Here is a 26,605-nt window from a genome sequence, read left to right on the forward strand (position 1 = left end):
ATTACGATTTTGTATATTCATATTGAAATGCAACCAATATAATGTTATACTAAGTAGTAATGAATACTACATTAGATAACATTTGTTCGGGAGGCATATTATGACCTATAAAATTATCGGCGACAGCTGTCTGGATTTAACAGATGAACTGAAAAAAGATCCTCATTTTCAAACAGTTCCCCTGACTTTGCAGGTGGGAAATGCGCAGATAACAGATGATGAGACATTTGATCAAAAAAATTTTCTGGAGCTGGTAAGGCAATGCCCTCAGTGCCCTCAGTCTGCATGTCCGTCTCCGGACTGCTTTAAGGAGGCATTTGAGTGTGAGGCAGAGAATATTTTTGTTATTACGATTTCAGAGCATTTAAGCGGCGGGTACAACAGCGCTATGGTGGCAAAGCAGCTGTATGAAGAGGAGCATGGAGAAGGGGAAAAGAATATTGCTGTGTTCAGCTCTGATTCCGCATCCTCAGGTCAGCTAAATATGGCTTTATTTATACAGGATCTTTGTAAAGAGAATACGCCTTTTGACGAGATTGTGAGAAAAACCAGAAAATTCCGGGACGAGATGGGCACTTATTTTGTTCTGGAAACCTTAGACACACTGCGGAAAAACGGCAGACTTACAGGCCTTCAGGCCTTCTTTGCCACAGCTTTAAATATTAAACCTATTATGAGCGCTGAAAAGGGAGTAATTATTAAGCTGGATCAGGCCAGAGGCATCAATAAGGCTTTATCCAGAATGTGCGATATTATTGATAAAAATATAAAGTCTCCAGAGGAGAAGCGGCTGATTATCGCCCACTGTAATAATGAGAAGCGGGCGGAGCTTGTAAAGGAAGAGATGGAAAAGCGGGCACAGTTTAAGGAGATTATTATTACAAAAACAGCGGGAGTGGCTACCTTATATGCAAATGACGGCGGAGTTATTGTAGCCGTCTAGTTATAGGGCCAAAGTTCCCCCTGAAATGTACCTCGTTCTTTTAAGCGTCTGGTCAGAGAGTTTAGGACCAGGCGCTTATTTGCGCTCCAGTAAGGGGCGATTAAAAGCTGTTTTGGCCCGTCCCCTGTAATTCTGTGGATCACCACGTCTGGAGGGAGAAGAGCAATGCAGTCAATGACTAAATCTAAATACTCTTCCAGGTCCATAACAGGGAAAGGATGATTTTCATAAATTTCCGCCAGGTCTGTTTCCTTTAACACGTGAAGGAGCTGCAGCTTAATTCCCTGTATGCCAAGTCTGGCCAGATATTTTACTGTTTCCAACATCATTTCCCTGGTCTCTCCAGGAAGACCTAAAATCACGTGAACAATCACAGAGATGCCGGCTTTCCTAAGGTCCCAGAAAGCCTTTTCAAAGCAGGGCAGCTTATATCCCCGGCGGATAAAGGAGGCTGTGTCTTCATGGATTGTCTGCAGGCCCAGCTCTACCCACACAGGTTTTTCCCTGTTTAAAGCAGACAGCAGCTGCAATACCTGATCTGGAAGACAGTCCGGCCTGGTGCCGATAGACAAGGCTGCAATATCAGGCTGGCTGATAGTATGTCTGAATAAAGGCTCTAAATAAGATACAGGGGCATATGTGTTGGTGTAAGCCTGAAAATAGGCAATATATTTGCCCTGCCCGTCAGGCAGCTTTCTTTTCACCTTTTCTCTGGCAGCCTGAATCTGAGCGGCAATTAGCTCCCGGCTGCAGCCTGAAACAGGAACTGCAAAATCTCCGGAACCTCCTGCGCTGCAGAAAATACAGCCGCCTGTGCCTAATGTGCCGTCTCTGTTGGGACAGGTCATACCTCCGTCTAGGGATAATTTGTACACCTTTTGCCCAAATTGTTCTTTTAAATAAAAGTCCAGAGAATAATAAGGTTTTCCATTCCAGTCTTTCATCATACTACCTGCCTTTTAGTTTTTCATAGTATGTTAGTTATACTACACTTTTCTGGCCGGCACAATACTGCAGAAGTACAAGCAGTATAAACAGCAAGCCCATAAGCGGAAAACTGATTTTCTGTAGCAGCAGAAGGAAACATATGGTATAATAAGAGCACTTGCCATAAGTAATCAATCAGCAGGTTTTGATAAAAAGGGGAAAAGGAGAATAGATATGAGTATTGACAAGACGCTTAACATGTTAAACAGCAAAGCCTTAGATAAACTTTTTACAGAGCTGTACGGGAAAGAAGATTTGGAAGCTGAAAAAAAGCGTTATTATGACGTAATTCAGGGTTTTAAAAAAGAATTTGGAGATAAGGATATTAAGCTGTTCAGTTCCCCTGGGCGCACTGAAATCAGCGGCAATCACACAGACCACAATCACGGCAAAGTGCTGGCAGGAAGCATTAATTTAGACTGTGTAGGCGCTGCGGCGGTGAATCATTCCTGCAAGGTAAATGTGATCAGCGTTACATATGACCAGCGGCTTGAAATTGATTTAAATAATCTGGAGCCAAGCCGGGAAAAGGCCGGAACCGCAGATTTGTTAAAGGGCCTGATTCAAGGTTTTAAAGAGTCCGGCTATGAAGTGGGAGGATTTGACGCTTACATTACAAGTAATGTAATCAGCTCAGCAGGGGTCAGCTCTTCCGCCTCTTTTGAAATGCTGATTTGTTCTATGCTGAACACGTTTTTTAATGAAGGCCGCATGAATACAGTGGCCTATGCTCATATGGGAAAATTTGCGGAAAATAAATATTGGGACAAAGCTTCCGGACTGCTGGATCAGATGGCATGTGCAGTAGGCGGCTTAATTACTATAGATTTTGAGGAGCCTGCAGACCCTGTAGTAGAAAAAATTGACTTTGATTTTGCATCGGAAAACCACAGTTTAATCATTGTTCAAACAGGAAGAGGACATGCAGATTTAAGCGCAGATTATTCTTCAGTGCCTAATGAGATGAAAAAGGTAGCTGAATTTTTTGGAAAGCAGGTCTGCGCTGAGATTTCAGAGGAGGATGTAATTAACAATCTCCAGAAGGTGAGAGAGTTTGCAGGCGATAGGTCTGTTATGCGGGCCCTTCATTTCTTTGAAGAAAATAAGCGGGTGGAGGCAGAGGTAACGGCTTTAAAAGAAGGCAGATTTCAGGATTTTCTGAAAAATATTACGGCTTCTGGAAATTCTTCCTGGAAATGGCTTCAGAACTGCTATACCAATTCCAGCTTTCAGGAACAGGGAATTTCTATTGCCCTGGCTTTAACAGAGCTGTTTATTGAAAAAAAGAAAAGAGGCGCCTGCCGCGTACACGGAGGAGGATTTGCCGGAGTTATTATGGCTATGCTGCCTAATGATCTGGTGGATGAATATGTTTCTTACATGGAAAAGGCCATAGGAGACGGCAATGTATACAAAATGAGCATTCGCCCCTATGGAGCAATATGCATAGATGAATTATTAAAGGAATAAGGGAGAAGAAAAGATGAGAGTTGAACAGAAATTACAGGATATGGGGTTAACACTGCCGGAGCTTCCGGCTCCAAACGGGGTTTATGTACCTTCCAGGAGAGTGGGAAATTTAGTATTTGTAGCTGGACAGACTCCTACAATTCACGGTGTAAATCAAGTAGTAGGCGTTGTAGGAGAAGATCTGACCTTGGAGGATGGAAGACGTTCTGCACAGCTGTGCGCTTTAAATATTCTTTCTGTATTAAAAGCAGAGCTGGGGGATTTGGACAAGGTGAAGCAGTTTGTGCAGATTATCAGCTATGTAAGAAGCGCAAAGAACTTTGGAGATCAGCCTAAGGTAATTAACGGGGCTTCCGAGCTGTTTAAAGAGCTGTATGGGGAATCAGGGCTGGCAGCCCGCCTTGCCATTGGAACAAATGAGCTTCCCGGAGGCGGAGCCACAGAGATTTTGGCTATTGTAGAGGTAGAGGAGTAAAAAAAATAGTTGAGCACGGCGTGCGAAACTATTTGCTACCCAAACGAAGCGATAGCGGAGTTCGGGGTTCCCGTAGCTTTTTATGGAACGAGGAACCAGTGAAATAAAAAAAATTTTTCTATGAAATTAGTCTGGTTTGTGGTAATATGATAGCTGTTGAAAAGGGGCAGTTAAGATGAGACAGAAATCATATATTACAATATTTACATATATTCTTCTGCTGGCAGGATGTATGGCCATTGTGTTGTTTATAGATAAAATATCCAGGGTAGGTTCTCCCATGGGCACTGCAGATTCTTCGGCCCAGGGAGAACTTTCTACTTGGGAGGAAAGCAGCGAAACAGATATTTTAGAGCAGGAAGAAGATAAAACAGGCCAAAGGGAGGAGACGGAGTCTGGCAGGCGGGTGTGGTATACTGGAAGAAAGGAAAAGAAACAGGATAAAAACCAGGAGCCAGAGACTGAGCCTGAAGAGCCTAAGGGACCGCCAAAGCTGATTTTAGGAACAGATCTTCACTATATGTCTCCTAAAACTACTGACTATGGGCCGGCCTTTGAGCGGTTTGTGGCGGGAGACGACGGGAAGGTGGAGCGGTATGCTCCAGAGCTTTTGGCTGCATTTTTAAATGAAGTAATACAAGAAGAGCCGGACGCCTTGATTCTCAGCGGAGATATTACAGTAAACGGGGAAAAGGTCAGCCATCAGGAGCTGGCTCAAAAATTGACGGCCGTGCAGGAGGCAGGAATTCAGGTTTTAGTAATACCGGGAAATCACGATATTAATAATCCTAATGCAGCCACTTATATAGGTGATGTAAGAGAAAGTACTGATCAGGTAACAGCCCAGGAGTTTTATGAGATTTATCACAGCTTTGGATATGACCAGGCAGCTTCCAGAGATGAGTATTCTCTCAGCTACCGCTATGTGATAGATGATACTCATTGGCTGCTAATGCTGGATTCCTGTCAGTATGAGCCTTATAACAAGGTAGGAGGGAAGATTAAGGAGGAAAGCTATCCCTGGATCAGAGAACAGTATGAGGAAGCAGAAAAGGCAGGAGCAGTATTAATTCCTGTGGCCCATCACAATCTTATGGGAGAAAGCAGAGTGTATCCTACTGACTGCGCCATTGAAGGGGGAGAACAGTTAATTTCCATTCTTCAGGAATACCATGTACCTTTGTATTTAAGCGGCCATCTTCATCTTCAGCGAATAAAAAAATTTATGAACGAGCCGGGAGAGCCTGTTGACGCGCCAAGTGTTACAGAGGCGGTGACAGCTTCTCTGGCTATTGCTCCCTGCCAGTACAGTGTAATACAGTGGCGGGAGGATGATTATATGAGCTATGAGACAAGGACTGTAAACGTTTCAGCCTGGGCAGAAGAACAAAGGCTGACAGATGAAAATCTGCTGGATTTTGACAATTTCAGCGCCAACCTGGTAAAGAAGGTAGTATTAGATCAGGTGTATGGAACTTTAAACAGCGTTCCCGATAATATGAAGGAAAAAATGGCAGTGCTGTACGGACAGCTGAACTATGAATATTGCGCGGGAACCCCTGTGGAAAGGAAAGAAGTTACAGATACAGACGGCTATCAGCTTTGGATTAACACTCAAAAGGGAAATAAATACATTCCGTTAATTGATAAAATGATAGCAGATCTCCAGGGAGAAAATAATTATTGGAATAATTTTCCCGAAAACGTTGTTATAACAACGGACAAATAAGGGAAGAATGAATATAATTAGTAACGTATTGAGAAAATATTAAATGTAAATAATAAATACCAGGAGGTAATGAAAATGAAAAAATATATTTGTGAGCCATGTGGCTATGAGTACGATCCAGAGATCGGTGATCCAGAAAACGGAATTGAACCAGGAACAGCCTTTGAAGATCTTCCAGAGGATTGGACTTGTCCGATTTGCGGTATGGGCAAAGATGTATTTGTAGCAGAAGAATAATAGGCAGATGGGGGTATTTCAAAGCTGTAAAAATACAGTGAGAAATATCCTCATTTTTTTATCGTTATGAGCACTTAGTGCCTGTGTTTTAGGCACTTACGTGGGATACATGAAAAATCGTTTGCCAGGTATTTCACGAGTGTTACTATTTTTAATAAAAAATACTTTTCATAAGTTAATAATGTGATATAATTAACAATGTTCCGAGGATAACTTAATTACACAATTATATATTAAATACATTTTAAAGAGGAGATGAAATAGAATGAATAAAGTAGAAATAAGACCAGGAATTTATTCTGTAGGAGCAGTTGACTGGAACGTGAGAAGCTTTCACGGATATTCCACAGACAGAGGAGCCACATATAATGCATATTTAATTGTGGACGAGAAAATTGCTTTAATAGATACAGTAAAGGAGCCTTTTGCAGAGGAATTAATCCGCCGCGTCTCCCAGATTGTAGACATGGATAAAATTGACTATATTGTTTCCAATCACGTGGAAATGGACCATTCAGGAGCTCTGCCTCAGGTGATGAAACATGCGGTTAATGCAACGATCATTACGGCTGCTCCGTCTGGTTTAAAGGGGCTGCAGGCACATTACGGAACTGGATATCACTATCAGGCGGTAAAAGCAGGGGACATTGTCAGCCTGGGAAAAAGAAGCCTTACTTTTGTAGGCACTCCAATGCTTCACTGGCCGGATAATATGGTTACTTACTGCCCGGAGGAGAAAATTCTGTTTTCTAATGACGCCTTTGGACAGCATTTTTCTTCCAACATGCCTTTTGACGTGCAGGTAGATTTAAATGCAGTATATCAGGAGGCTAAAAAGTACTATGCCAATATTCTGATGCCTTATGGAATGCAGGCTAAAAAAGCCTTGGATATTGTAAAAGGTCTGGAGCTGGAGATGATCTGCCCTAGTCACGGAATTATCTGGACAAAGCATATTCCGGATATTTTGAATATGTATGAGAAATATTGTACGCAGCAGCCTGAAAGGGCGGCCTGCATTGTGTTTGATTCTATGTGGCATTCTACAGAGAAAATGGCTCATGCAGTTTTAGAGGGATTTTCCAGAGCAGGAATACCTGCCAAATTATATGATTTAAAGGTGAACCATGTTTCTGATATTATGACAGATATTCTTACCTCAGAATACGTGGCAGTAGGCTCTCCAACCTTAAATAACCAAATGCTTCCTACAGTAGCTGCCTTTTTATGCTATATGAAAGGACTGGCGCCTAAGGGAAGAAAAGGATTGGCCTTTGGCTCCTATGGATGGGGTGGGCAAAGCATTCCTCAGGTAGCTGAAAGCCTGGAGGGCATGGGCTTTGAACTTGTGTGCCAGCCTTTAAAGCAGGCGTATGTGTCAAGTGAAGAAAGCTTAAATAGCCTGGAGGAAACAGTATTTCAGGCTGTAAAATAGGATCAGATAAGTTTTTTCTGCTGTAAAAAGCAGACTGTGATCAGGCGGCGTAGCTTTTTGGCATAAGCTATGCCGTCTTTTTGTTTAGTTTCTTTTACTGCTTGGGCTCCAGGATTTAAAGATGAAGATATTTTACAAGACATTTTGAGAAAAAGACAGTAAAATACTTACAGCGAGGGGGACTGAGCGATGAGAAGGGAAATAAGGACAGCAGTATATGATGATGAGCTGCATATAGAAGCATATAGTTTTCAGGGAATTGAGAAGCCGTTTTTGAACCATTTTCACGAATATTATGTAATAGGGTATGTAGAAAAGGGAACGCGTGTACTTTCCTGTAAAAATAAAGAATATAGGCTGAAACCGGGAAATATTGTACTATTTAATCCAGGGGACAGCCATGGCTGTATACAGTGCGGTGGGGAGACATTAGATTACCGCAGCTTAAATATCAGCAAAAAGGTTATGTTGAATTTAGCAGAAGAAGTAACAGGAAAACGGGAATTGCCAGGTTTTTCGGTCAACCTTATCTGGGATGCAGAAGCAGCTTATTATCTGCGTTTATACCATGAAATGATGATGAAGGGCACAGGAGATCTGGGAAAAGAGGAGGCTTTGCTGTTTTTAATTACAGTTCTTATTCAAAATTATGGACAGCCCTTTGAGAGCTGTGTTCCTGAGTGCAGAGAGGAAATTGAGAAAGCCTGTAGCTTTATGGAACAGCATTATCAACAGCGTGTTCATTTAGAACAAATTTGTCATTATGCTGGGCTTAGCAAATCCACCTTGCTGCGGGCGTTTACAAAATCTAAAGGCGTTACGCCATATAGGTATTTGGAAAATATTCGTATTAATGAAGCAAAAAAGCTGTTGGTACAAGGCACAGCTCCTGCTGATGCAGCAATTCAGACAGGCTTTTCAGACCAAAGTCATTTTACAAATTACTTCAGCAGCTTTATAGGACTTGCACCTGGTATTTACCAGGATATATTTACCTGTAACCATAAAAGGGAGGATGAACAAAGTGGAAAGTAAACATACATTAGGACATTTGGCGGCGCTATTTACAATTGTGGTTTGGGGCACAACATTTATTTCCACCAAAGTTTTATTAATAGATTTTCAGCCTGTAGAAATTTTGTTTTTCCGTTTTGTAATGGGATTTCTCATACTCTTAATTATTTATCCTCATTCCCTGAAGGGGCTTACTGGCAAACAGGAGTTAACCTTTGCAGCCGCTGGGCTTTGCGGAATATGCTTGTATTATTTATTAGAGAATATTGCGCTGACGTACACAATGGCTTCTAATGTTGGAGTGATGATTTCCATTGCTCCATTTTTTACTGCAATATTGGCACGTATTTTTATGAAATCAGAAGAAAAGCTGAGAATTAATTTCTTTGTTGGTTTTATTGTTGCAATGACAGGGATTATTTTAATCAGTTTTAACGGAGTAAGATTTGAATTAAATCCTATGGGAGATATTCTGGCGGTAATAGCAGCCTTTGTTTGGGCGTGCTACTCCATATTGACAAGAAAAATCGGAAGCTTTGGATACCCGGTTATTTTGACCACCAGGAGAACATTTTTTTACGGCCTCCTTTTTATGCTTCCAACTCTCCTTTTCTTTGATTTTCACCTAGACCTGGGGCGCTTTGGCAGTATAACATATCTGCTTAATATTTTCTATTTAGGATTAGGGGCCTCAGCCTTATGCTTTGTCACCTGGAACTTTGCAGTAAAACTATTAGGAGCAGTAAAAACAAGTATTTACATTTATATGGTTCCGGTGATCACCATTCTGACCTCCGTACTTATTTTAAAAGAACCAGTTACATGGATTTCAGCAGCCGGCACCTTTCTGACTGTTGCAGGATTATTTGTGTCAGAATACAACGGAAAAAGGAAATAGAGGATGATTAGTCATTAGTACCGCATAGAAAAACCACCCTTGAAACTTTGACAGGTGTCAGGGTGGTATTTTCTACATTCTTCACAGGTCAAACCTGAAGTAAGCTTTACTCAAAGATCCTTGTGTACAGTTCCTCAGCCAGTGAATCGGCGTAAAGCTGGTCTGAGATGTCCTGATTGGTGATGAGTATATCCTGGATTAATTCTAAACGCTTTAAGGAGATTTCTTCTGGGGACAGGTCGTCTAATTCCCCTTCTAAGCTTTTGTCTATAGTTTCTTTGGTGTAAGAAGATAGAAACCACTGGATTAAATGGTCTTCTTTTTCATTTTCTGCTTCTGCCTGGACAGCTAAAGCTTTCGCTGATTTGGCTGAGGAGAAGGCGATTGCAAAGGATGCGATTCCAATAGCAGTAACAATAATCTTAATAAGAAGTCCGTTCATACCTGTCATTGGCAGGTTTAAAATATTCAGCCATAAACAGAGGGCGGCTGCGATCATAATAGCGCCCACTACATAAAATGCAGAGGCTGAGGATTTCATATCTGCGTATTTTTGGGACTTTTTTACATATACATTAGATGGGACAGGTGTTTTCGATCTGCGTCCAGTCATAGATAAAGGCTGGGGCACAGGCTGGCCATTGTTGGCAGCAGCTTCCATGGCAGCCATTCTTTCTGCCATTTCTTTCATTTTTTCTTCATTTTCTTTTTGCTTCATTGCCATGGCGGCTTCCTTTGTTTCCACTAAGGGTCCGTGGCAATCAGTACATACAGTCATCCCTTCTACAAACTCCATGTCGCATTTTGGACAGTAAGGCATGTTATTGTTCCTCCCTTTAATCAATTTCCTTGAAAATTATATACTGATGGTAACATATATTTCAGAAATTTTCCACAAAATAAGGGAATATGAGAAGAAAAACAGGGGAGGGAAAAACAGCTTTCCTTTTTGTAAAAAATAAGATAGAATGGGAAATATGTAATTAAGAGGACAGGAGTGAAAGTGTGATGAATACAAGGAGTATGAAAACGTCTCAGCTGATCAGGCGTTTTGCCCCTTACTATAAGAATTATATGGGGATTATGGTTCTGGATTTGTTCTGCGCAGCCCTCACAACGATTTGTGAAGTGGTGCTGCCTTTGATTTTTCGGTATATTACAAATCAGGGTATGGAAAATCTGGCGGCTATAACAGTTAAAATGATTGTACATATTAGTCTCATGTATTTTGGACTGAGGATTATTGACGGATTGGCCAGCTTTTATATGGCTTATACAGGTCATATTATGGGGGCCAGAATAGAAACTGATATGAGAAAGGATGCTTTTGAGCATCTGCAGAAACTGTCGGACAGCTTTTACAATAATACAAAAGCAGGACAGATTATGTCCAGGATTACCAGTGATTTGTTTGACGTAACAGAATTTGCCCATCACTGTCCGGAGGAGTTTTTTATTGCATTTTTAAAGGCAGTTGTTTCCTTTGTGATTTTGTCAAGTATTAATCTGCCTTTGACAATTATTATTTTTGTGTTTATTCCTATTATGGCTGTGTCCTGTACTTATTTTAATCTGAAGGTGAGGGCGGCCTTTAAACAGCAGAGAAATCACATTGGAGAGCTGAACGCCAGAATTGAGGACAATCTGCTGGGGAATAAGGTGGTAAGGGCTTTTGCCAATGAGAATATTGAAATTGAAAAGTTTCAGAAGGATAATATAAAATTTTTAGATATTAAAAAGAAAACTTATTTGTACATGGCTGCTTTCCAGGATACTGTGCGTATGTTTGACGGCCTGATGTACACAGTGGTGATTTTGGCAGGCGGCATCTTTATGATAAAGGAACTGATATCGCCGGGAGATTTAGTGGCGTACACCTTATATGTTACAACTTTGCTTGCTACTATCCGCAGAATTATAGAGTTTGCAGAGCAGTTTCAGAGAGGAATGACTGGAATTGAGCGTTTTGTAGAGATTATGGACGCTGATATTGATATCTTTGACGAGGAAGGCGCACAGGAGCTGAAGGATGTAAAAGGAGCTATTGAGTTTGACCATGTGAACTTTGAATATCCTGACGATCACACTCCTGTGCTGGAGGATATTTGCCTAAACATCAGTCCTGGTGAGAAAATTGCCCTGGTAGGCCCGTCAGGCGGCGGAAAGACTACAATGTGCAACTTGATTCCCAGATTTTATGATACCACATCTGGACAAATTTCTATTGACGGAAAAAATATAAAGGAGCTGACTTTGAAAAGTCTGCGCTCCAATATTGGCGTGGTGCAGCAGGACGTATATTTATTTTCAGGAACTGTGTTTGAAAATATTGCATACGGAAGGCCGGGAGCCAGCAGCCAGGAGGTTTTTGAGGCCGCTAAGCTGGCAGGCGCAGACGATTTTATCAGAGAGCTGAAGGATGGTTATCATACATACGTAGGAGAAAGAGGCGTAAAGCTTTCTGGAGGACAGAAGCAGAGAATCAGTATAGCCCGCGTTTTTTTGAAAAACCCGGCTATTTTAATCTTGGATGAGGCTACCTCTGCATTAGATAATGAAAGCGAGTATTTAATTTCTAAATCCCTGTCCAGATTGGCTCAGGGAAGGACAACCTTAACTATCGCCCACAGACTGACTACCATTAAAAATGCAGACAGAATTCTGGTGCTGTCAGGCAATGGGATTGTGGAGGAGGGCAGCCATAAGCAGCTGCTGGAAAAAAGAGGCATGTACTATGATCTGTATATGACTGCCAACCGTTTAGAAGGAGAAGAGGAATGAAAGTAGGAATTATCACAGACAGCAACAGCGGATTAACTGTAGAAAGGTCAAAAGAGCTGGGAATTCATATATTGCCTATGCCTTTTATGATAGACGGAAAACTGTACTATGAGGGAGTGGATTTAAGCCTGGAAAAGTTTTTGGCTCTTCAGGCAGAAGGAGCTGATATTACTACCTCTCAGCCATCCCCAAAAGAGGTGACAAAGCTTTGGGATGATCTTTTAAAAGAATATGATCAGCTGGTTCACATTCCAATGTCCAGCGGATTAAGCAGCTCCTGCCAGACTGCAGCTATGCTGGCTCAGGATTATGAGGGAAAGGTTTTTGTAGTTAATAATCAAAGGATTTCAGTAACTCAGCTTCAATCTGCAGTTGACGCAAAAATGCTGGCGGATAAGGGAAAAACCGGGGAAGAGATTAAAGAGATTTTGGAAGCCTCAAAGTTTGATTCTATTATATATGTAACTGTAGACACATTAACATACTTAAAAAAGGGCGGGCGGGTTACGCCGGCTGCCGCTGCCCTGGGCTCTCTTTTAAAGCTGAAGCCTGTATTAGTAATCGCAGGGGAAAGACTGGACGCTTTTGCAAAAGGAAGAACTATGAAGCAGGCCAAGTCGATTATGATTAACGCTATAAGGAAAGAGGTGGAGGAGAAGTACAATGACCCTCAATGCCAGGATACTTATTTAGAAGCAGCCTACAGCAGCTCCAAAGAAGTAGCAGAAGAGTGGGTGGAGGAGCTTAAAAGGGAGTTTCCGGGAGTTCCTATTGAGGCGGACCCGCTGGCCCTTAGTATTGTGTGTCATATTGGCCCCGGAGCTGTGGCGGTGGCCTGTACAAGAAAAATAAAAGTGGATTAAGATATGGAAAAAAGAAGGTTAACAGCAGGCATGAGGCTGCCCCTGGTGGTAATGCTGCTGGTTATAGGTATTTTACCTATGATATTTCAGGGGAAGATGATGGCTGGCTCATTTAAGCAAAGCCAGATTGACGCCAGGTCATTGGAAATCCAGAATCAGGGAATGATTCTCAGCAACAAGTTAAGCAGAGCCGGCTATATGGACGCAGATGTGAAGGACACAATTTTGGACAGTGAAATGGATGTGCTGGCAGATGTGTTAAACGGCCGGATTGTAGTAGTAGATGAGGATTACCGGGTGGTGCGGGATACATTTCGCATTGCAGAGAGAAAGTATCAGATTTCAGAGGAAATTATGAGATGCTTTCAGGGAGAGTACACCAATAAGTATGATAAAGATAAGCATTACTATATTCAGACATTTCCCCTTTACGATATGTCAAGGGAGGCGGGAATCTCAGGCGTTATGCTGATTACTGCTTCCTCTGAAAATATTTTGCTGCAGGTGGAAATGGTGGAGGATAAGGCGAATCTGTTTCAGCTGATGGCAGTTCTGGCTATAGGAGTAGCAGTATTTTTAATGGTTCGCTTTTTTATGAAGCCCTTAGAAGAGTTTCAAAATAAGCTGTCCCAGGTGGCTGCAGGTGATTTAAATACAGATATATCTTTTAGCGTCTACAGGGAGATACAGCAGATGTGGGAGTCTGTCAGCCAGGCCATCAGAAAGCTGCAGGATGTGGATAAGTCCAGGCAGGAGTTTGTTTCCAATGTTTCCCATGAGTTAAAAACGCCTATTACCTCTATCCGCGTGTTGGCAGATTCTCTTATGTCCATGGAAAACGCTCCTGTAGAGCTGTATCAGGAATTTATGAATGACATTTCAGATGAAATTGACAGAGAAAGCAAGATTATTGACGATTTGCTGTCTCTGGTAAAAATGGATAAGGCGGCTACAGAGCTAAATATAGGCCATGTAAATATGAATATACTTCTGGAGCAGATTTTAAAAAGGCTGCGCCCTATTGCACAAAAGCGCAATATTGAGCTGACCTTAGAAAGCATGAGGGAAGTGGTGGCAGATGCAGATGAAGTGAAATTTTCCCTGGCTCTCAGCAATTTAGTGGAAAATGCCATTAAATATAATAAAGAAGAGGGATGGGTCCATGTCAGTTTAGATGCAGACCATAAATTCTGTTATATTAAGGTTTCTGATTCTGGAATTGGGATTCCCGAGGAATTTCAAAGCAGGATTTTTGAAAGATTTTACAGGGTGGATAAGGCCAGATCCAGAGAAACAGGCGGCACAGGACTGGGGCTGGCTATTACCAGAAATATTATACAGATGCACCAGGGAGCCATTAAGGTGAAAAGTAAAGAAGGAGAGGGAACTACATTTACAGTTCGGATTCCTCTTACCTACATTCCATAGAAATGAGAGATGCTATGAGAGAAAATTTAGTTATATGGAGCAGGGCTGCAAAGTGGGGAAGAATTTTCCTGGCTGTTGTTTTGCTTCTGGGATTTACTGCAGGATGTAAGGGAAAGGCTCAGGAATATAAGGCTGAGGGCAATAAAAAAGGGGAGTATTCTGTTTATTATCTGAATGCTTCCGCTACAAAGCTGGTGCCTCAGACATATAAAACAGATACGGAAAATGTGGATCAGCTAATTGAAGAGCTGATGGGCCAATTTCTCAATGTGCCCAACAGTCTGGACTGTCAGACAGCGCTGTCAGATAAAGTAGAGTATCAAAAGTTCAGCAGGGAAGACGTAGTAGTGTATTTATACTTTGACGACGCATACAGCAGTATGAAGCCTGAACGGGAAATCTTGTGCAGGGCGGCGTTGGCGGAAACCTTAACCCAAATAGACGGGGTAGATTATATTAATATTTATACAGGTGGTCAGCCTTTAACAGACAGTAAGGGAAAGACTGTGGGCATGATTTCCGGAGGAGATTTTATTAACAGCATCAGCGATATTAATACATTTGAAAAAACGGAGCTGATTTTGTATTTTACAGATGAAAAGGGAGAAAAGTTATATGCAGAAAGAAGAGAGGTTGTGTACAATATAAATTCATCCCTGGAAAAACTGGTGGTAGACCAGCTGATTGCCGGTCCCCAAGGCTTTAATCTGTGCCCTACTCTTTCCAGAAATACAAAGCTGTTAAATATATCTATGAACGATAATATTTGTTATCTGAATTTTGATTCTGAGTTTTTAGACGGAAGCCTGGAGGTCAGGGATTATATTCCTATTTATTCTATTGTAAATTCCCTGGCTGAGCTAAATAATGTAAGCAAGGTGCAGATCAGCGTCAACGGCTCTAAAGATATAAAGTTTCGGGATACTATATCTTTAGATACATTATTTGAAAGAAATTTAGATTGTATAGGAGGAGAAAACTAATAAAACGGCCATTTGTTATCATTGCATGGGGATTTGTACTTGGAGAGGTATTTGTCCTGCAGGAAAAAACGGCTGTATTTGTTTTAACACTTGGAATGCTTTTAGGAGCAGTATATTTGTGGAGAAAAAGCAGGGCTTTCTGTATTGCGGCCCTGCTTTTTGGCATTCTTTGGGGAGGATTAGAGACAAGGGTTGCGGCAGATGAGCTGAAAGAAATACATAATATAACAGCAAAGGAAAGGGGAAAGGTTATTTTAGAGGGGGAGATTGAAGGAATAGAAAAGCCTTCATCAGTTGTTCTGAGGAAATGCTATATAATAGATGAAACAAAGCAGGGACTTTACAATGATAAAGAACATGTCAGAATCCCGGGAAAGGTGCAGGTATATTTAGAGCACATGCCGGATAATGCCCGGTTAGGCGTCAGATTAAAATTAAAGGGGGCTCTTCAGGAATTTGATAAGCCGGAAAATCCAGGAGAGTTTAATTATTTTATTTATTATGGAGGATTAAAAATTTATATAAAGGTTTATGGGGAAGAGGCACAGATTGTGGAGGAGGAAAAAAATGGTTTTTACCAGGTGAAAAACTGGTGGAGAAATAAAACTTTAGCAGTGAGAGAAGAAAGCGGCAGGATTTTAGATTTGTGTCTGCCTGAGGAGGAGGCAGGTATTATGAAGGCCATGGTTTTGGGAGACAAAAAGGGAATTGAGGACAGGGAAAGAAAAATGTATCAGGATAACGGCATCGCTCATCTGTTAGCTGTAAGCGGTCTTCACGTATCTGTAATCGGTATGGGAGCTTTCAAGGCCTTAAACCGGGCGGGGCTGGGAAAAAGGCAGGCGGCGGCTTTGGCAGGCCTGGCGGTAATATTCTACGGTCAGATGGCAGGCTTTGGCGTTTCTGTAAAAAGAGCAGTGTTTATGCTCCTTTTAGTTTTTCTGGCACAATGTATAGGTAAAACTTATGATATGATTTCAGCAGCCTGTTTTGCCATGTGTCTGATACTGGCTCAGTCGCCATTGCTTTTATATCACAGCGGTTTCCAGCTGTCCTTTGGAGCGGTGTTTGCCATTGGAGCTTTGGGAAAATATTTTACATATTATTTTTCTGCCCAGTCTTCGTCCCTTCAAAGTATTCTTGTAAGCGCAGCCATTCAAATAATTACCTTTCCCATAGTGCTGTACCATTTCTTTCAGTATCCTGTGTATGGATTTTTTCTGAATTTTCTTGTAATTCCCCTTATGTCCTATGTAATGGTGTCCGGCATTGCTGGCATATGTCTGGGGTTTATCTGGCTGCCTGCAGGAAAGACGGCTTTGGCCACCGGATATTATATTTTAAAGCTTTATTCCTGGCTTTGTGAAAAGGCAGGCAGATTGCCTGGTTCCCTGTTGATTTTAGGCAGACCGTCTGAAAAACAAATGGTTTTTTATATATGTGTTGCTCTGGCTATTTGCATAATGATCAGAAAATATGGATTGGTGAAAAAAAGAAAAAGCCAGGTGTTTTTTCTGGCAGTCGGAGCGGCAGGTTTATTTTTGATTATGCAGCCGCCAAAGGTTTGCGGAGTAAGAATTACAGTATTAAATGTAGGGCAGGGAGACGGAATTTTAATAGAAACAGAAAGAAGGGCGGCTTTAATTGACGGAGGCAGCACGGATAATAAAAAATTAGGCAGCCAGGTGCTGGAGCCTGTATTAAAATCAAAGGGGATCGGAAAGCTGGAGTGGGCAATGGTAAGTCATGGAGATGAAGATCATGTAAGCGGTCTGGAGTATATTTTGCAGGAGGACACAGGAATTACAATAAAAACCTTAGTGCTGCCATGGCTGGGGAAACAGGGAGAAAGGGAAATGCAGCTGGCGGGATTAATGGATGAACATATGGGAGCAGATTCCAGGACTGTATATATGAAGGAGGGAGATTCCTTTACAATGGGAGATCTTACTGTTGTCTGCCTGTATCCGGGAGAGGATGATCCGGCGGCAGATAAAAACAGCCAGTCCTTAGTGGCTTTGGCGCAGTTTAAAGATTTTCATATGCTGTTTACAGGAGATACTACAGAGACGTGTGAGAAAATCATGGCGGGAAGGGAAAATGTGCGCCGGTTATTATCAAAGGTTCAAGTGCTAAAGGTGGCTCATCACGGCTCTGACACGTCTACCAGCCAGGCGTTTTTAGAATGTATGGAGCCGGCTCTGGCAATTTTGTCTTATGGAAAGAAAAATTTCTACGGACACCCCAGCCCTTATGTTGTAGAAAGGCTGAGGCAGCATAAAATTTCTGCCCTTTCCACTGCCTTGGCTGGAGCAGTAATATTGGAGACAGACGGAAAAACCCTGCGGATTTCAACAATGAAACAGTAGATTATTTAAAATAGATAAGGTATAATAGGTAAGACTTGCCGGAGCTTTAAAAAGGCTTGGCGATACGTTCTGAGAGACAGAAAGGACAGGTATGCAGGTTTTAAATCAGGATATTAAGGACAAGAATTTTAAGCCGGTTTATTTACTTTATGGAGAAGAAAGCTTTTTAAAAAAAAGCTATAAAAACAGATTGCGCCAGGCAATTACAGACGGCGACGATATGAACTTTAATTATTTTGAGGGAAAAAATATTGATCTGGATCAGCTGATGAATTTGGCGGACACAATGCCTTTTTTTGCAGAAAAGCGGCTGATTATGGTAGAGGACAGCGGCTTATTTAAAAGTGGAGGGGCCGAAAAGCTGACAGAATATCTGCCTCAGATGCCGGATACTGCCTGCCTTGTTTTTATTGAATCAGAAGTAGATAAAAGAAACAGACTTTTTAAAAAGGTTAAGGAGCTGGGATATCCGGCTGAAATGGCCAGACAAAGCCCTGGACAGTTGGGAAAATGGGCGGGAACCATTTTGGCCAAAGAGGGCAAGAAGATAACCGGCAATACAATGGAACTGTTTCTCTCCATGGCGGGCGACGATATGGAAAATATTAAAATGGAGCTGGAGAAGCTGATCAGCTACACTGCAGGCCGGGATGTTATTACAAATGAGGATGTAGAGGAAATCTGCACTGTGCGGGCGGTAAATAAGGTATTTGATATGGTAAACGCCATTGTAACGGGAAAGACCAGACAGGCTATGGATTTATACGAGGATTTGCTTACGCTGAAGGAGCCGCCTATGAGGATATTGTTTCTCATAGCCAGACAATTCAACCAGATTCTCCAGGTAAAGGAGCTTATGGAAAAGGGAATGGATAAAAGCTCTATTGCCTCCAAGCTGAAAATTCAGCCTTTTGTGGCAGGAAAAATTATGCCTCAGTCCAGGTCTTTTACAAAAGAACAGATTTTGTCTTATGTGGAATTATGTGTTGACATGGAGGAAGCGGTGAAGACGGGGCGGATGCAGGACAGACTGGCTGTAGAGCTGCTGATTACTAAGAAATATTAATACAAAAAGAGGAGGAAATGATTGTGGATGCATTATTCATTTTGTGTGGAATTGCCTGTATTGTAGAAACAGTGATGATGCTGAGAGGAAAGGATTTTCTGCTGTTTTGGGGATATCCGGACAGAGAAAAGGAGTTCGACCTGCCTGCTTTATGCAAAGCAGAGTGGTGGCTGTTTGCCATAGACGGAGTGCTGTGCCTGATTATCGGAGGGGCCAGCCAGTATACGAAGTTAAATATGGTGTGCATCGGTCTTGCATTTGCCACATTAGTGGGACATATAGTAAATTTCAGAAATCCAAAATATAAAAAGAAAAAATAGCAAAGCAGGAGACAGAGGACATGAACAGAAGATCAAGGAGCAACATTATGCTGGTTTTAACAGCATTTATTTGGGGAGTTGCTTTTGTAGCTCAAAGTGTGGGAATGGATTACGTAGGGCCTTATACCTTTAATGGGGCCAGATTTCTTATTGGAGGATTAGTGCTGATTCCATGTATATTTGGTTTTCGTTATTTTAACGGGACAGGGAGAACAATGACAAGAGCAGCTGCAGCCAGGAAAAGGAACACAGGAATTATAGGCGGAATCTGCTGCGGAATCTGTCTTTGTATTGCCTCCGCCTTACAGCAAATAGGCATTGCGCAGACTACAGTGGGAAAGGCAGGATTTATTACGACTCTTTACATAGTGATTATTCCCGTGCTAAGTATTGCCCTGGGAAAAAAAGCAGGATTAAAGGTGTGGGTCAGTGTGGCCATAGCAGTGGCCGGCATGTATTTGCTCAGTATTAAAGAAGGCTTTACTATGGAAAAAGGAGATTTCATGGTACTGCTGTGCGCTGTTGTATTTTCCATTCACATTCTTGTTATTGATTACTTTTCTCCTAAGGCAGACGGGGTATTTATGTCATGCATTCAATTTTTTACAGCCAGCATTATAGCCATAATTATGGCTTTTATAAAAGAAACGCCTACAATGGAAAGTCTGACTGCAGCCTGGGCGCCTGTGCTTTACGCCGGTATTATGTCAAGCGGAGTTGGATATACGCTGCAGGTAGTGGCTCAGAAGGACACAGACCCGGTAGTAGCCTCTTTGCTTCTTAGCCTGGAATCAGTATTTTCAGTTTTAGCAGGCTGGGTGATTTTGCATCAGGTTTTAAGCGGAAGAGAGCTGTTAGGCTGCGCTTTAGTATTTTGCGCAGTGATTCTGGCCCAGCTTCCAAATAGAAGAAGCTCCGGCTATGGATTTATATAATTTTTAGGAGAAACGGGGGAGGAAAAAGTATGTATACATGTGATTGCTGTACAGTAAATGAATGTCAGAAGGGGACAAAAGACAAGCTTCCTAAAAACTGTCCTATGCATTTTATGGAAATGTACACAGAACCTATGAAGGAGTATGAGAAAGAAGAGAACAGGGAATTTTATATTAAATGTTCAGAGATTGAGGCTTTAGGCTACGGCCAGTGGGTGCGCCTTAGGGAAATTATAGAGGTTTCTAAAAATATGGGATACGAGAAACTGGGGCTGGCTTTTTGCTACGGTTTAAGAGAGGAAGCCAGAATTGTAGGAAAAATTCTCAGGAAAGCCGGTTTCCAGGTGGTTTCCGTAATATGTAAAAACGGCTCTATTTCTAAAGACACTGTGGGGATTCAGGCCAGAGTAAACCCAGATAAGTTTGAAGCAATGTGCAATCCCATTATGCAGGCAGAGCTTTTAAATGAACAGGAAACTGAGTTTAATATTGCCTTAGGACTTTGCGTAGGACACGACTCCCTATTTTATAAATATTCCAAGGCAATGGTTACTACCTTAGTGGCAAAGGACAGGGTTCTGGGCCACAATCCGGCGGCAGCTATTTACTGCCATGACGGATATTTGGCAAAACAATTTAAACCCACAGAGATAAAGTAAAGAACCTGAAAAAATAGTTGGGCGCTGCGCCCAACTATTTTTATATCACAATCTGATAGATATATACTAATACAGGCATAGTAATAATGCACAGCAGGGTAGTCATAATGTTTACTGAGCTGGCATAGCGTGCATCCTTGTCGTAAACCTGGGCCATTTGGGTAATGGTGGAGGCAGAAGGGGTGATGATTGCCAGGAAGGTAACTAAAAGAATAGTTTTTCCGTCAGGCAGTATATATGGAAGACGGCTGATAAAAAGTACGGCTATGGCGGCCAATGGCAGGATAATCAGTCTAAGGAAGGTGACTAAATAAATACGTTTGTTGGAAAATACCTGTTTTAAATCAGTGCTGCCAATCAGCATACCAGTAACAATCATACAAAGAGGCCCAATCATATTTCCCACAGAGCTCATAGTTCCTGTAATGATTTCCGGCAGGCGGATTTTGGAGAAAAATAAAACCAGGCCAGCCACAATAGAAATCATATTTATGTTAAGAATAAATTTTTTAATATCCCATTTTTTGTCGTCGCTGAAGGCATTTTTACAGTGGGTCCACAGCATAACAGTCTGAACAGACAGAAAGCCGCTGGCATATAAAAGCCATTCCTGGCCTAAAACATATGTAATCAGAGGAATAATCAGATTGCCTGAATTAGAGTAGTAGACAGAGGTCCATTCTACTACATTTAAGTGAAAAACAGATCTGAAAAGCCAGGTAAGTAAAAGTAAAGTCAGCTGAAGCAAAATAGAGGCTGCTATGGTAAGCAGAAGTCCGTGCATTTTTTCTTCAGTGAAAGATACCTGAAAGGAATTAATCAGCACGCAGGGCATGATTAAATATAGTACGAGAATAGAAATGATTCTGCTGTCAGAGTCCTTTAATATATTCATGCGCACAATTATATATCCCATTAATATCATAAGAAAAAGCTCTAAAATTTGTTTTATAAGTAAAATACTTATTTCCATAGTATAGCTGTACCCTCCATTTTTTTGTCATTAAGGATTAATTATAGCATAGAAACAGGAAAACACAATACGGATGATTCCTGAATTGACAGATTTCAGCCCAGTCAGTATACTTAATTTATTAGCTGTAATAAAGTGGAAAAGGTTTAAGAATAAGGAGAGTTGTTATGGAGTTTTTGCGGTTGTTAGAGGAATTCAGAACGCCGATGCTGGATGTGTGCTTTCAGGGAATAACGTGGCTGGGACAAAGTACATTTCTCGGGCTGATGGCGTTATTTTTATATTTTGCAGTAAGCAAAAAAATAGCTTATGAGACATTAACAGCCTTTTTTCTGTCCGGGATTTTGCTTCAGGCTGTTAAGCTGCTTTTCAGGGTGCCTAGACCATGGGTGCTGGACCCGGATTTTACGCCTGTGGCCTGGGCGGTGTCGGCCGCTACAGGATACTCCTTTCCCAGCGGTCATACTCAGGGAGCGGCAGTATTTTTCGGCACACTATTTTTGTACGCTCCCGGAAAGATAAAAAAGGCCGGGTGCGCCGCTGTAATTTTAGCAGTAGGATTTTCCAGAATGTATTTAGGCTGCCATACGCCTAAGGATGTAGCAGTAGGGATGGCTTTAGGAATTCTGGCAGTAGCCGCAGTAAGAAGGGCGGGACTGGATTTTACAGGCAAGGTATCTCAAAAAGAAAAGAATACTATGATTTTTCTTGGGATTCTCTCTGGGGCAGGTCTTTTTCTAAGTCTTTTAATGGCAGGAATCAGTTATGTGCCCTGGGAAGAGGCGGCAGACTGTATAAAGGTATCTGTATTAGGCATGGGATTTCTCGGCCTGTGGCTGGCAGAACGAAGAGAAAAATGATATGATAATAAAAGAAACTGTTGAAATTATTTAAAGGCAAGGATGTGGTGGCTATAAAAACGAGTAAATTTTTTAAATATGCTGCAGGCAGTATATTGACGGCAGCAGTGTTTACCATACCTTTTTTCAGTTCTGTTCAGGGGGCAAGCACATCGCCTGGTCAGGAAGCAGATCGTAAGTATATAGATTTTTCTCAAATTACCTATACTGGATTTGAGACAGAGGAAATTGAAAAAGCGCTGAAGGAAATGGACAATCTTTGCGCTGATCCAAAACCAGGCGGGAAGGAGCAGGTCAGGAGGCTGTATCACCAGATCATTTGTCAGGTAGATGAAATGGGAACTCAGCAGCTGATTTTAACAGTAGATTATTATAATGATGTGGCAGACCAGGAAATACAAAAAGAGATGCTGAAAATGGCAGATCTGGAAAGTGAAATTTTAGATGAAGTACAGTTGACCTTAAAAAAGGCAATTCATTCACCCTATGGAGATATTTTAAAGGAGGAGATGGGGCCTGCTGCAGTGGAAATCCTGAATTCTTATGAGGAAATGTCTCAAAAGGAGTTTTTGCTGTCCTCCATGGAAAACAGCCTGGTGCAGCAGTATAATCAGGCTGCCGTGAAATGCTATGAAGTGGAAGTGGACGGTAAGAAATGGACGGAAAAAAGTCTTTATGAAAGCAGTATAGAGGAAAATGAATTTTATAAAATAAAGTTGGCTCTGGACCGTGAAAAAAATAAGGCCACAGGAGAAATTTTCAGGGAGTTGGTGCAGGTGAGAACCCAGCTGGCCAGAGAAAACGGATATGAAAATTACGCGGATTATGCCTACAGGGAAATATATCACAGAGATTTTACACCGGAGGATGTGGAGACTCTATATGAAGATGTAAAACAGTATTTAGTGCCTTTATATATGGATTTTTCTAAGGCAGCTCAGGGAATAGATGAAAGGGCTTTATATAAAGCGGCATCGGAGAAAACAGGAGAAGAAATTCTGGATGACATAGAGCCGTTTATGGAAATGATAGAGCCTGAAATTGAAGAGGCCTTTTCCTACATGAGGCAGTATCATTTTTACGATATTGAAGACATAGAAGAAAAAATGGATATGGGATTTACAGGCAAGCTGTACTCTTATGGAACGCCTTTTATTTTTAATGCCCCGGAAAATAATTGGGGGGATTATAGAACTATGATCCATGAGTTTGGACATTATAACGCCATGTTCCATTCTGATGTGCCTGCTCTTTGGGAAAAAGATAATCTGGATGTGGCGGAAATTCATTCTCAGGGACTGGAACTGCTATTTTTTCCTTACGCAGATGAGTTATTTGGAGAAGGGGGAGAGGCATTTCAGTATTACACAGTCTTAAATGTTTTGTATGTGGTGACTCAGGGCTTTCTTTATGATGAATTTCAAAACATGATTTATGCATCTCCTGATATGACCTTGGATAATATGAATCATTTATTTTATCAGCTGTCCCAGGAGTATGGGGAGCAGTATAGTTTACAGGAGCATGAGGAACAGAAAGGGTATCAGTGGGTGGATGTCAGTCACACCTTCCAGACGCCTTTTTACTATATCAGCTATGCCACCTCCGGACTGTCAGCCTTAGATATTTGGGAGCTGTCAGGCAGGGACAGACAGGCTGCAGTGAATAAATATATGGAAATAACAAATTTTGGTTTTCAGGTTCCCTACAGAGAGGCAATAAAACAATGTGGAATGAGAGATATTTTTTACCGGGAAACCATTCCCCAGCTGGCGGAGGAAATCAGAGCTGCTATGGAAGTAGATGAGAGAATCGAGAGGCAGGCAAAGGGAAATGAAAATCTGCTGCTTTTAAAGATTATATTTTTAGGAGGAGCGGCCTTGTTTTTAGGGGGAGCAGTTGTAATCAGAAGAAAAATAAAAGAAAGGACAGATAAAAACTGTGGAACAGAAAAAGAGAATAGTCAGCTTTGACCTGGACCAGACCTTATTAAGTCACAGTACATGGAAAATTCCTGACAGTGCGGTTTGGGCTTTAGAAAAGCTTAGACAGTCCTCCTGGATTATATTAGCTACAGGAAGAGATATGGATAATTACTACAGCAGAGAATTTAAAGAAATGGTGAGGCCGGACGGGATTATTCATTTAAACGGAACTAAAATTACAGTTGGAAATCAGTTAATTTACGAGCATGTAATGGACAAGGATTTGCTTTTAAAGCTGATGAAATACGCAGATGAGAAGGGATACAGCTTAGGCCTGACAGCAGGAGATGAAGATTATTATCTTCACCCTGAGGAAGTGCGGGCTGCAGATATAAGAAGATGGGGAGAGTGCGGGAGGCAATTTAAGGACCCGTGGAAGCTTTTACATATGAAGGTGAAAACCCTGGCCTATTTGGGAAATGAGGCAGGGGCTTTAGATATGGAGAAGCAGTTTCCGCAGCTGAAATTTCCTATGTTCGCAGGAAAAGAGGGGGCTGATGTTGTGGAAATAGAGGCTTCAAAGGCAGAAGGTTTAAAACGGCTGTGCGCTTATTTTAATGTGCCTTTAAGGGATACAGTGGCCTTTGGGGACAGCATGAATGATTATGAAATTCTTATGGAGGCAGGCACAGGAGTTGCCATGGGCAACAGCGTGCCTAAGCTGAAGGAAATTGCAGATTATATTACAACAGATATTGAGGAGGACGGAGTGTGGAACGCCTGTCTGGCCTTAAATCTTTTTGAAAAATAGAGGAGGAAATCATATGGCGGTAAAATACGATTTGGCCATTATCGGAGGCGGACCGGGAGGCTATACAGCAGCCTTAAAGGCAGCTTCACTGGGGTTAGAAACAGTAGTAATTGAAAAAGAAAAATTAGGCGGCGTATGTTTAAACAGGGGATGTATTCCTACAAAGGCCTTGCTGTTTGCAGCGGGAATGTTTGCGAAAATGCAGGACTGCGACGACTTTGGAGTTTCCACAGATTTTATTTCCTTTGATTTTGGGAAAATGCAGGATTATAAACGCCGGTCTGTCAATCAGTACAGACAGGGAATTAAGGCTCTGTTTGATGAAAACCATATAGATTTGGTGGAGGGAACGGCCACTATAAGAAGAGATAAAAATATAGAGGTAAACGGAGAAGAGGGAAAAGGTTTTTTTGAGGCGGAAAACATTATTATTGCCACAGGAGCCGCTCCGGCCCTGCCTCCCATTCCCGGCATAGAAAGAGAAGGGGTAATGACCAGCTGCCAGATTTTATCTTCCTCTTCATGGAATTATGACAGGCTGACAATTATTGGCGGAGGAGTAATCGGCGTAGAATTTGCCACTATTTTCAATGCCCTGTGCTCTAAGGTAACGATTCTGGAAAAGTCAGGAAGTCTTTTAGGACCTATGGACAGGGAGGTTTCCACCGCCCTGGAGGAAGAATTAAAGAGAAAGGGAATTGCAGTGTACTGCAATGCTTCTGTAAAGGAAATTCAGGAGAACTTAACTTGTGTGGCAGACTGTGGTGGAGAGGAGCTTTCTATTCGGTCCAGCAGAGTGCTGGTGGCAACAGGGCGTAAGCCGTATATGGAAAAGCTGTTTGGAGCTGACATAAATATTCAGATGGAAAAGGGAAGAATCCAGGTAGACCAGGAATTTATGACCAGCGAGCCTGGGATTTATGCAGTGGGGGACGTAATATCTAAGATCCAGCTGGCTCACGTGGCGGCTGCCCAGGGCACATATGTAGTGGAGAAAATTGCGGGAAGAGATCATAGTATTAAGCTGCAGGTAGTGCCAAACAGCATGTTTGTATCTCTGCCTATAGTGCCCAGTTGTATTTTTACAGATCCGGAAATTGCTTCTGTGGGAATTACAGAGGAAACTGCCAGGGAAATGAATATGAAGGTGCGCTGCGGACATTATAATATGAGTTCTAATGGAAAATCCATTATAGTAAGAGAAAAAAGCGGATTTATCCGCCTAGTATTTGAGGCATATTCTAACACCATTGTAGGCGCTCAGATTATGTGTCCAAGGGCTACAGATATGGTTGGGGAAATGGCCACCGCTATTGCAAACGGCCTGACGGCAGAACAGCTAACTATGGCTATGAGAGCCCATCCGACATATAGTGAGGGCATTGCCGCAGCTATTGAGGACGCTATGCGAAAAGCATAATAGGAATTGCCTGAAAATCAGATT

Annotated in this window: 24 protein-coding genes; 21 read left to right on the forward strand and 3 right to left on the reverse strand. The window is 41.8% G+C overall.

Annotated elements, in window-relative coordinates:
• The first annotated feature begins 100 nt into the window (after positions 1 to 100).
• A complete protein-coding gene (locus C1A07_RS13725) occupies positions 101 to 943 on the forward strand; it encodes a DegV family protein (protein ID WP_101877598.1) in 843 nt (280 codons plus the stop codon).
• Here the strand turns inward: C1A07_RS13725 and C1A07_RS13730 are convergent.
• Positions 940 to 1,887 carry a TIGR01212 family radical SAM protein gene (locus C1A07_RS13730; RefSeq protein ID WP_180952301.1) on the reverse strand — a complete coding sequence of 316 codons (948 nt, stop codon included), beginning with the start codon at positions 1,885 to 1,887 and terminating at the stop codon, positions 940 to 942. The genes C1A07_RS13725 and C1A07_RS13730 overlap by 4 nt on opposite strands.
• A gap of 217 nt (positions 1,888 to 2,104) precedes the next feature.
• Here C1A07_RS13730 and C1A07_RS13735 point away from each other — a divergent pair, with 217 nt between their 5' ends.
• The 7 genes from C1A07_RS13735 (at position 2,105) to C1A07_RS13765 (ending at position 9,188) form a co-directional block, all read left to right on the forward strand.
• Positions 2,105 to 3,400 carry a galactokinase gene (locus C1A07_RS13735; protein WP_101877600.1) on the forward strand — a complete coding sequence of 432 codons (1,296 nt, stop codon included), beginning with the start codon at positions 2,105 to 2,107 and terminating at the stop codon, positions 3,398 to 3,400.
• A 13-nt stretch (positions 3,401 to 3,413) separates the two neighbouring features.
• The gene (locus C1A07_RS13740; RefSeq protein WP_101877601.1) at positions 3,414 to 3,875 is read left to right on the forward strand and encodes a RidA family protein; all 462 of its coding nucleotides are present in this window, start codon (positions 3,414 to 3,416) and stop codon (positions 3,873 to 3,875) included.
• Positions 3,876 to 4,050: 175 nt separating this feature from the next.
• The gene (locus C1A07_RS13745) at positions 4,051 to 5,604 is read left to right on the forward strand and encodes a metallophosphoesterase (protein WP_101877602.1); all 1,554 of its coding nucleotides are present in this window, start codon (positions 4,051 to 4,053) and stop codon (positions 5,602 to 5,604) included.
• A gap of 75 nt (positions 5,605 to 5,679) precedes the next feature.
• Entirely contained in the window at positions 5,680 to 5,841 is a 162-nt protein-coding gene (gene rd / locus C1A07_RS13750; RefSeq protein ID WP_101877603.1) for a rubredoxin, read from the forward strand.
• A 265-nt stretch (positions 5,842 to 6,106) separates the two neighbouring features.
• Complete coding sequence (locus C1A07_RS13755) at positions 6,107 to 7,276, forward strand: FprA family A-type flavoprotein (protein ID WP_101877604.1); 1,170 nt, start codon at positions 6,107 to 6,109, stop codon at positions 7,274 to 7,276.
• A 189-nt stretch (positions 7,277 to 7,465) separates the two neighbouring features.
• Positions 7,466 to 8,311 carry a helix-turn-helix domain-containing protein gene (locus C1A07_RS13760; protein WP_101877605.1) on the forward strand — a complete coding sequence of 282 codons (846 nt, stop codon included), beginning with the start codon at positions 7,466 to 7,468 and terminating at the stop codon, positions 8,309 to 8,311.
• Positions 8,301 to 9,188: a DMT family transporter gene (locus C1A07_RS13765; protein ID WP_101877606.1), complete on the forward strand. Its 888-nt coding sequence runs from the start codon at positions 8,301 to 8,303 to the stop codon at positions 9,186 to 9,188. Before C1A07_RS13760 ends, C1A07_RS13765 begins: the two co-directional genes overlap by 11 nt.
• 106 nt (positions 9,189 to 9,294) lie before the next feature.
• On the opposite strand, the gene C1A07_RS13770 is transcribed toward C1A07_RS13765, so the two are convergent.
• Complete coding sequence (locus C1A07_RS13770; RefSeq protein WP_101877607.1) at positions 9,295 to 10,008, reverse strand: hypothetical protein; 714 nt, start codon at positions 10,006 to 10,008, stop codon at positions 9,295 to 9,297.
• Between the two features lie 188 nt (positions 10,009 to 10,196).
• Here C1A07_RS13770 and C1A07_RS13775 point away from each other — a divergent pair, with 188 nt between their 5' ends.
• The 9 genes from C1A07_RS13775 (at position 10,197) to C1A07_RS13815 (ending at position 20,592) form a co-directional block, all read left to right on the forward strand.
• A complete protein-coding gene (locus C1A07_RS13775; RefSeq protein ID WP_330399605.1) occupies positions 10,197 to 11,969 on the forward strand; it encodes an ABC transporter ATP-binding protein in 1,773 nt (590 codons plus the stop codon).
• A complete protein-coding gene (locus tag C1A07_RS13780; RefSeq protein WP_101877609.1) occupies positions 11,966 to 12,832 on the forward strand; it encodes a DegV family protein in 867 nt (288 codons plus the stop codon). The genes C1A07_RS13775 and C1A07_RS13780 overlap by 4 nt, the downstream gene beginning before the upstream one ends.
• A 3-nt stretch (positions 12,833 to 12,835) precedes the next feature.
• Positions 12,836 to 14,260 (forward strand): sensor histidine kinase, encoded by a 1,425-nt coding sequence (locus C1A07_RS13785; protein WP_101877610.1) that lies wholly within the window; start codon positions 12,836 to 12,838, stop codon positions 14,258 to 14,260.
• 14 nt (positions 14,261 to 14,274) lie between these two features.
• On the forward strand, positions 14,275 to 15,243 hold the full coding sequence (locus tag C1A07_RS13790) for a GerMN domain-containing protein (RefSeq protein WP_101877611.1): 969 nt from the start codon (positions 14,275 to 14,277) through the stop codon (positions 15,241 to 15,243).
• Entirely contained in the window at positions 15,222 to 17,612 is a 2,391-nt protein-coding gene (locus C1A07_RS13795; RefSeq protein WP_101877612.1) for a DNA internalization-related competence protein ComEC/Rec2, read from the forward strand. Before C1A07_RS13790 ends, C1A07_RS13795 begins: the two co-directional genes overlap by 22 nt.
• Before the next feature lie 91 nt (positions 17,613 to 17,703).
• Positions 17,704 to 18,678, forward strand: coding sequence for a DNA polymerase III subunit delta (gene holA, locus C1A07_RS13800; protein ID WP_101877613.1), 975 nt, complete (start codon positions 17,704 to 17,706; stop codon positions 18,676 to 18,678).
• Between the two features lie 23 nt (positions 18,679 to 18,701).
• Entirely contained in the window at positions 18,702 to 18,998 is a 297-nt protein-coding gene (locus C1A07_RS13805; RefSeq protein ID WP_145996061.1) for a hypothetical protein, read from the forward strand.
• 20 nt (positions 18,999 to 19,018) lie between these two features.
• On the forward strand, positions 19,019 to 19,933 hold the full coding sequence (locus C1A07_RS13810; protein ID WP_101877615.1) for a DMT family transporter: 915 nt from the start codon (positions 19,019 to 19,021) through the stop codon (positions 19,931 to 19,933).
• A gap of 29 nt (positions 19,934 to 19,962) precedes the next feature.
• Positions 19,963 to 20,592: a DUF1847 domain-containing protein gene (locus C1A07_RS13815; protein ID WP_101877616.1), complete on the forward strand. Its 630-nt coding sequence runs from the start codon at positions 19,963 to 19,965 to the stop codon at positions 20,590 to 20,592.
• Between the two features lie 40 nt (positions 20,593 to 20,632).
• On the opposite strand, the gene C1A07_RS13820 is transcribed toward C1A07_RS13815, so the two are convergent.
• Positions 20,633 to 21,565 carry an AEC family transporter gene (locus tag C1A07_RS13820; protein WP_101877617.1) on the reverse strand — a complete coding sequence of 311 codons (933 nt, stop codon included), beginning with the start codon at positions 21,563 to 21,565 and terminating at the stop codon, positions 20,633 to 20,635.
• Between the two features lie 167 nt (positions 21,566 to 21,732).
• Here C1A07_RS13820 and C1A07_RS13825 point away from each other — a divergent pair, with 167 nt between their 5' ends.
• From C1A07_RS13825 to lpdA, 4 genes are read left to right on the forward strand one after another with little or no spacing between them, the layout of a single operon-like run.
• Positions 21,733 to 22,425, forward strand: coding sequence for a phosphatase PAP2 family protein (locus tag C1A07_RS13825; protein WP_101877618.1), 693 nt, complete (start codon positions 21,733 to 21,735; stop codon positions 22,423 to 22,425).
• A 20-nt stretch (positions 22,426 to 22,445) separates the two neighbouring features.
• Positions 22,446 to 24,398 (forward strand): gluzincin family metallopeptidase, encoded by a 1,953-nt coding sequence (locus C1A07_RS13830; protein WP_101877619.1) that lies wholly within the window; start codon positions 22,446 to 22,448, stop codon positions 24,396 to 24,398.
• On the forward strand, positions 24,367 to 25,161 hold the full coding sequence (locus tag C1A07_RS13835; protein ID WP_242972324.1) for an HAD family hydrolase: 795 nt from the start codon (positions 24,367 to 24,369) through the stop codon (positions 25,159 to 25,161). Before C1A07_RS13830 ends, C1A07_RS13835 begins: the two co-directional genes overlap by 32 nt.
• A 13-nt stretch (positions 25,162 to 25,174) precedes the next feature.
• Positions 25,175 to 26,581, forward strand: coding sequence for a dihydrolipoyl dehydrogenase (lpdA, locus tag C1A07_RS13840; protein WP_101877620.1), 1,407 nt, complete (start codon positions 25,175 to 25,177; stop codon positions 26,579 to 26,581).
• Positions 26,582 to 26,605 lie beyond the last annotated feature (24 nt).

Origin of the sequence: Lachnoclostridium edouardi, from assembly GCF_900240245.1 — a bacterium.
In the GTDB taxonomy this organism is placed as follows: Bacteria; Bacillota; Clostridia; order Lachnospirales; family Lachnospiraceae; genus Lachnoclostridium_A; species Lachnoclostridium_A edouardi.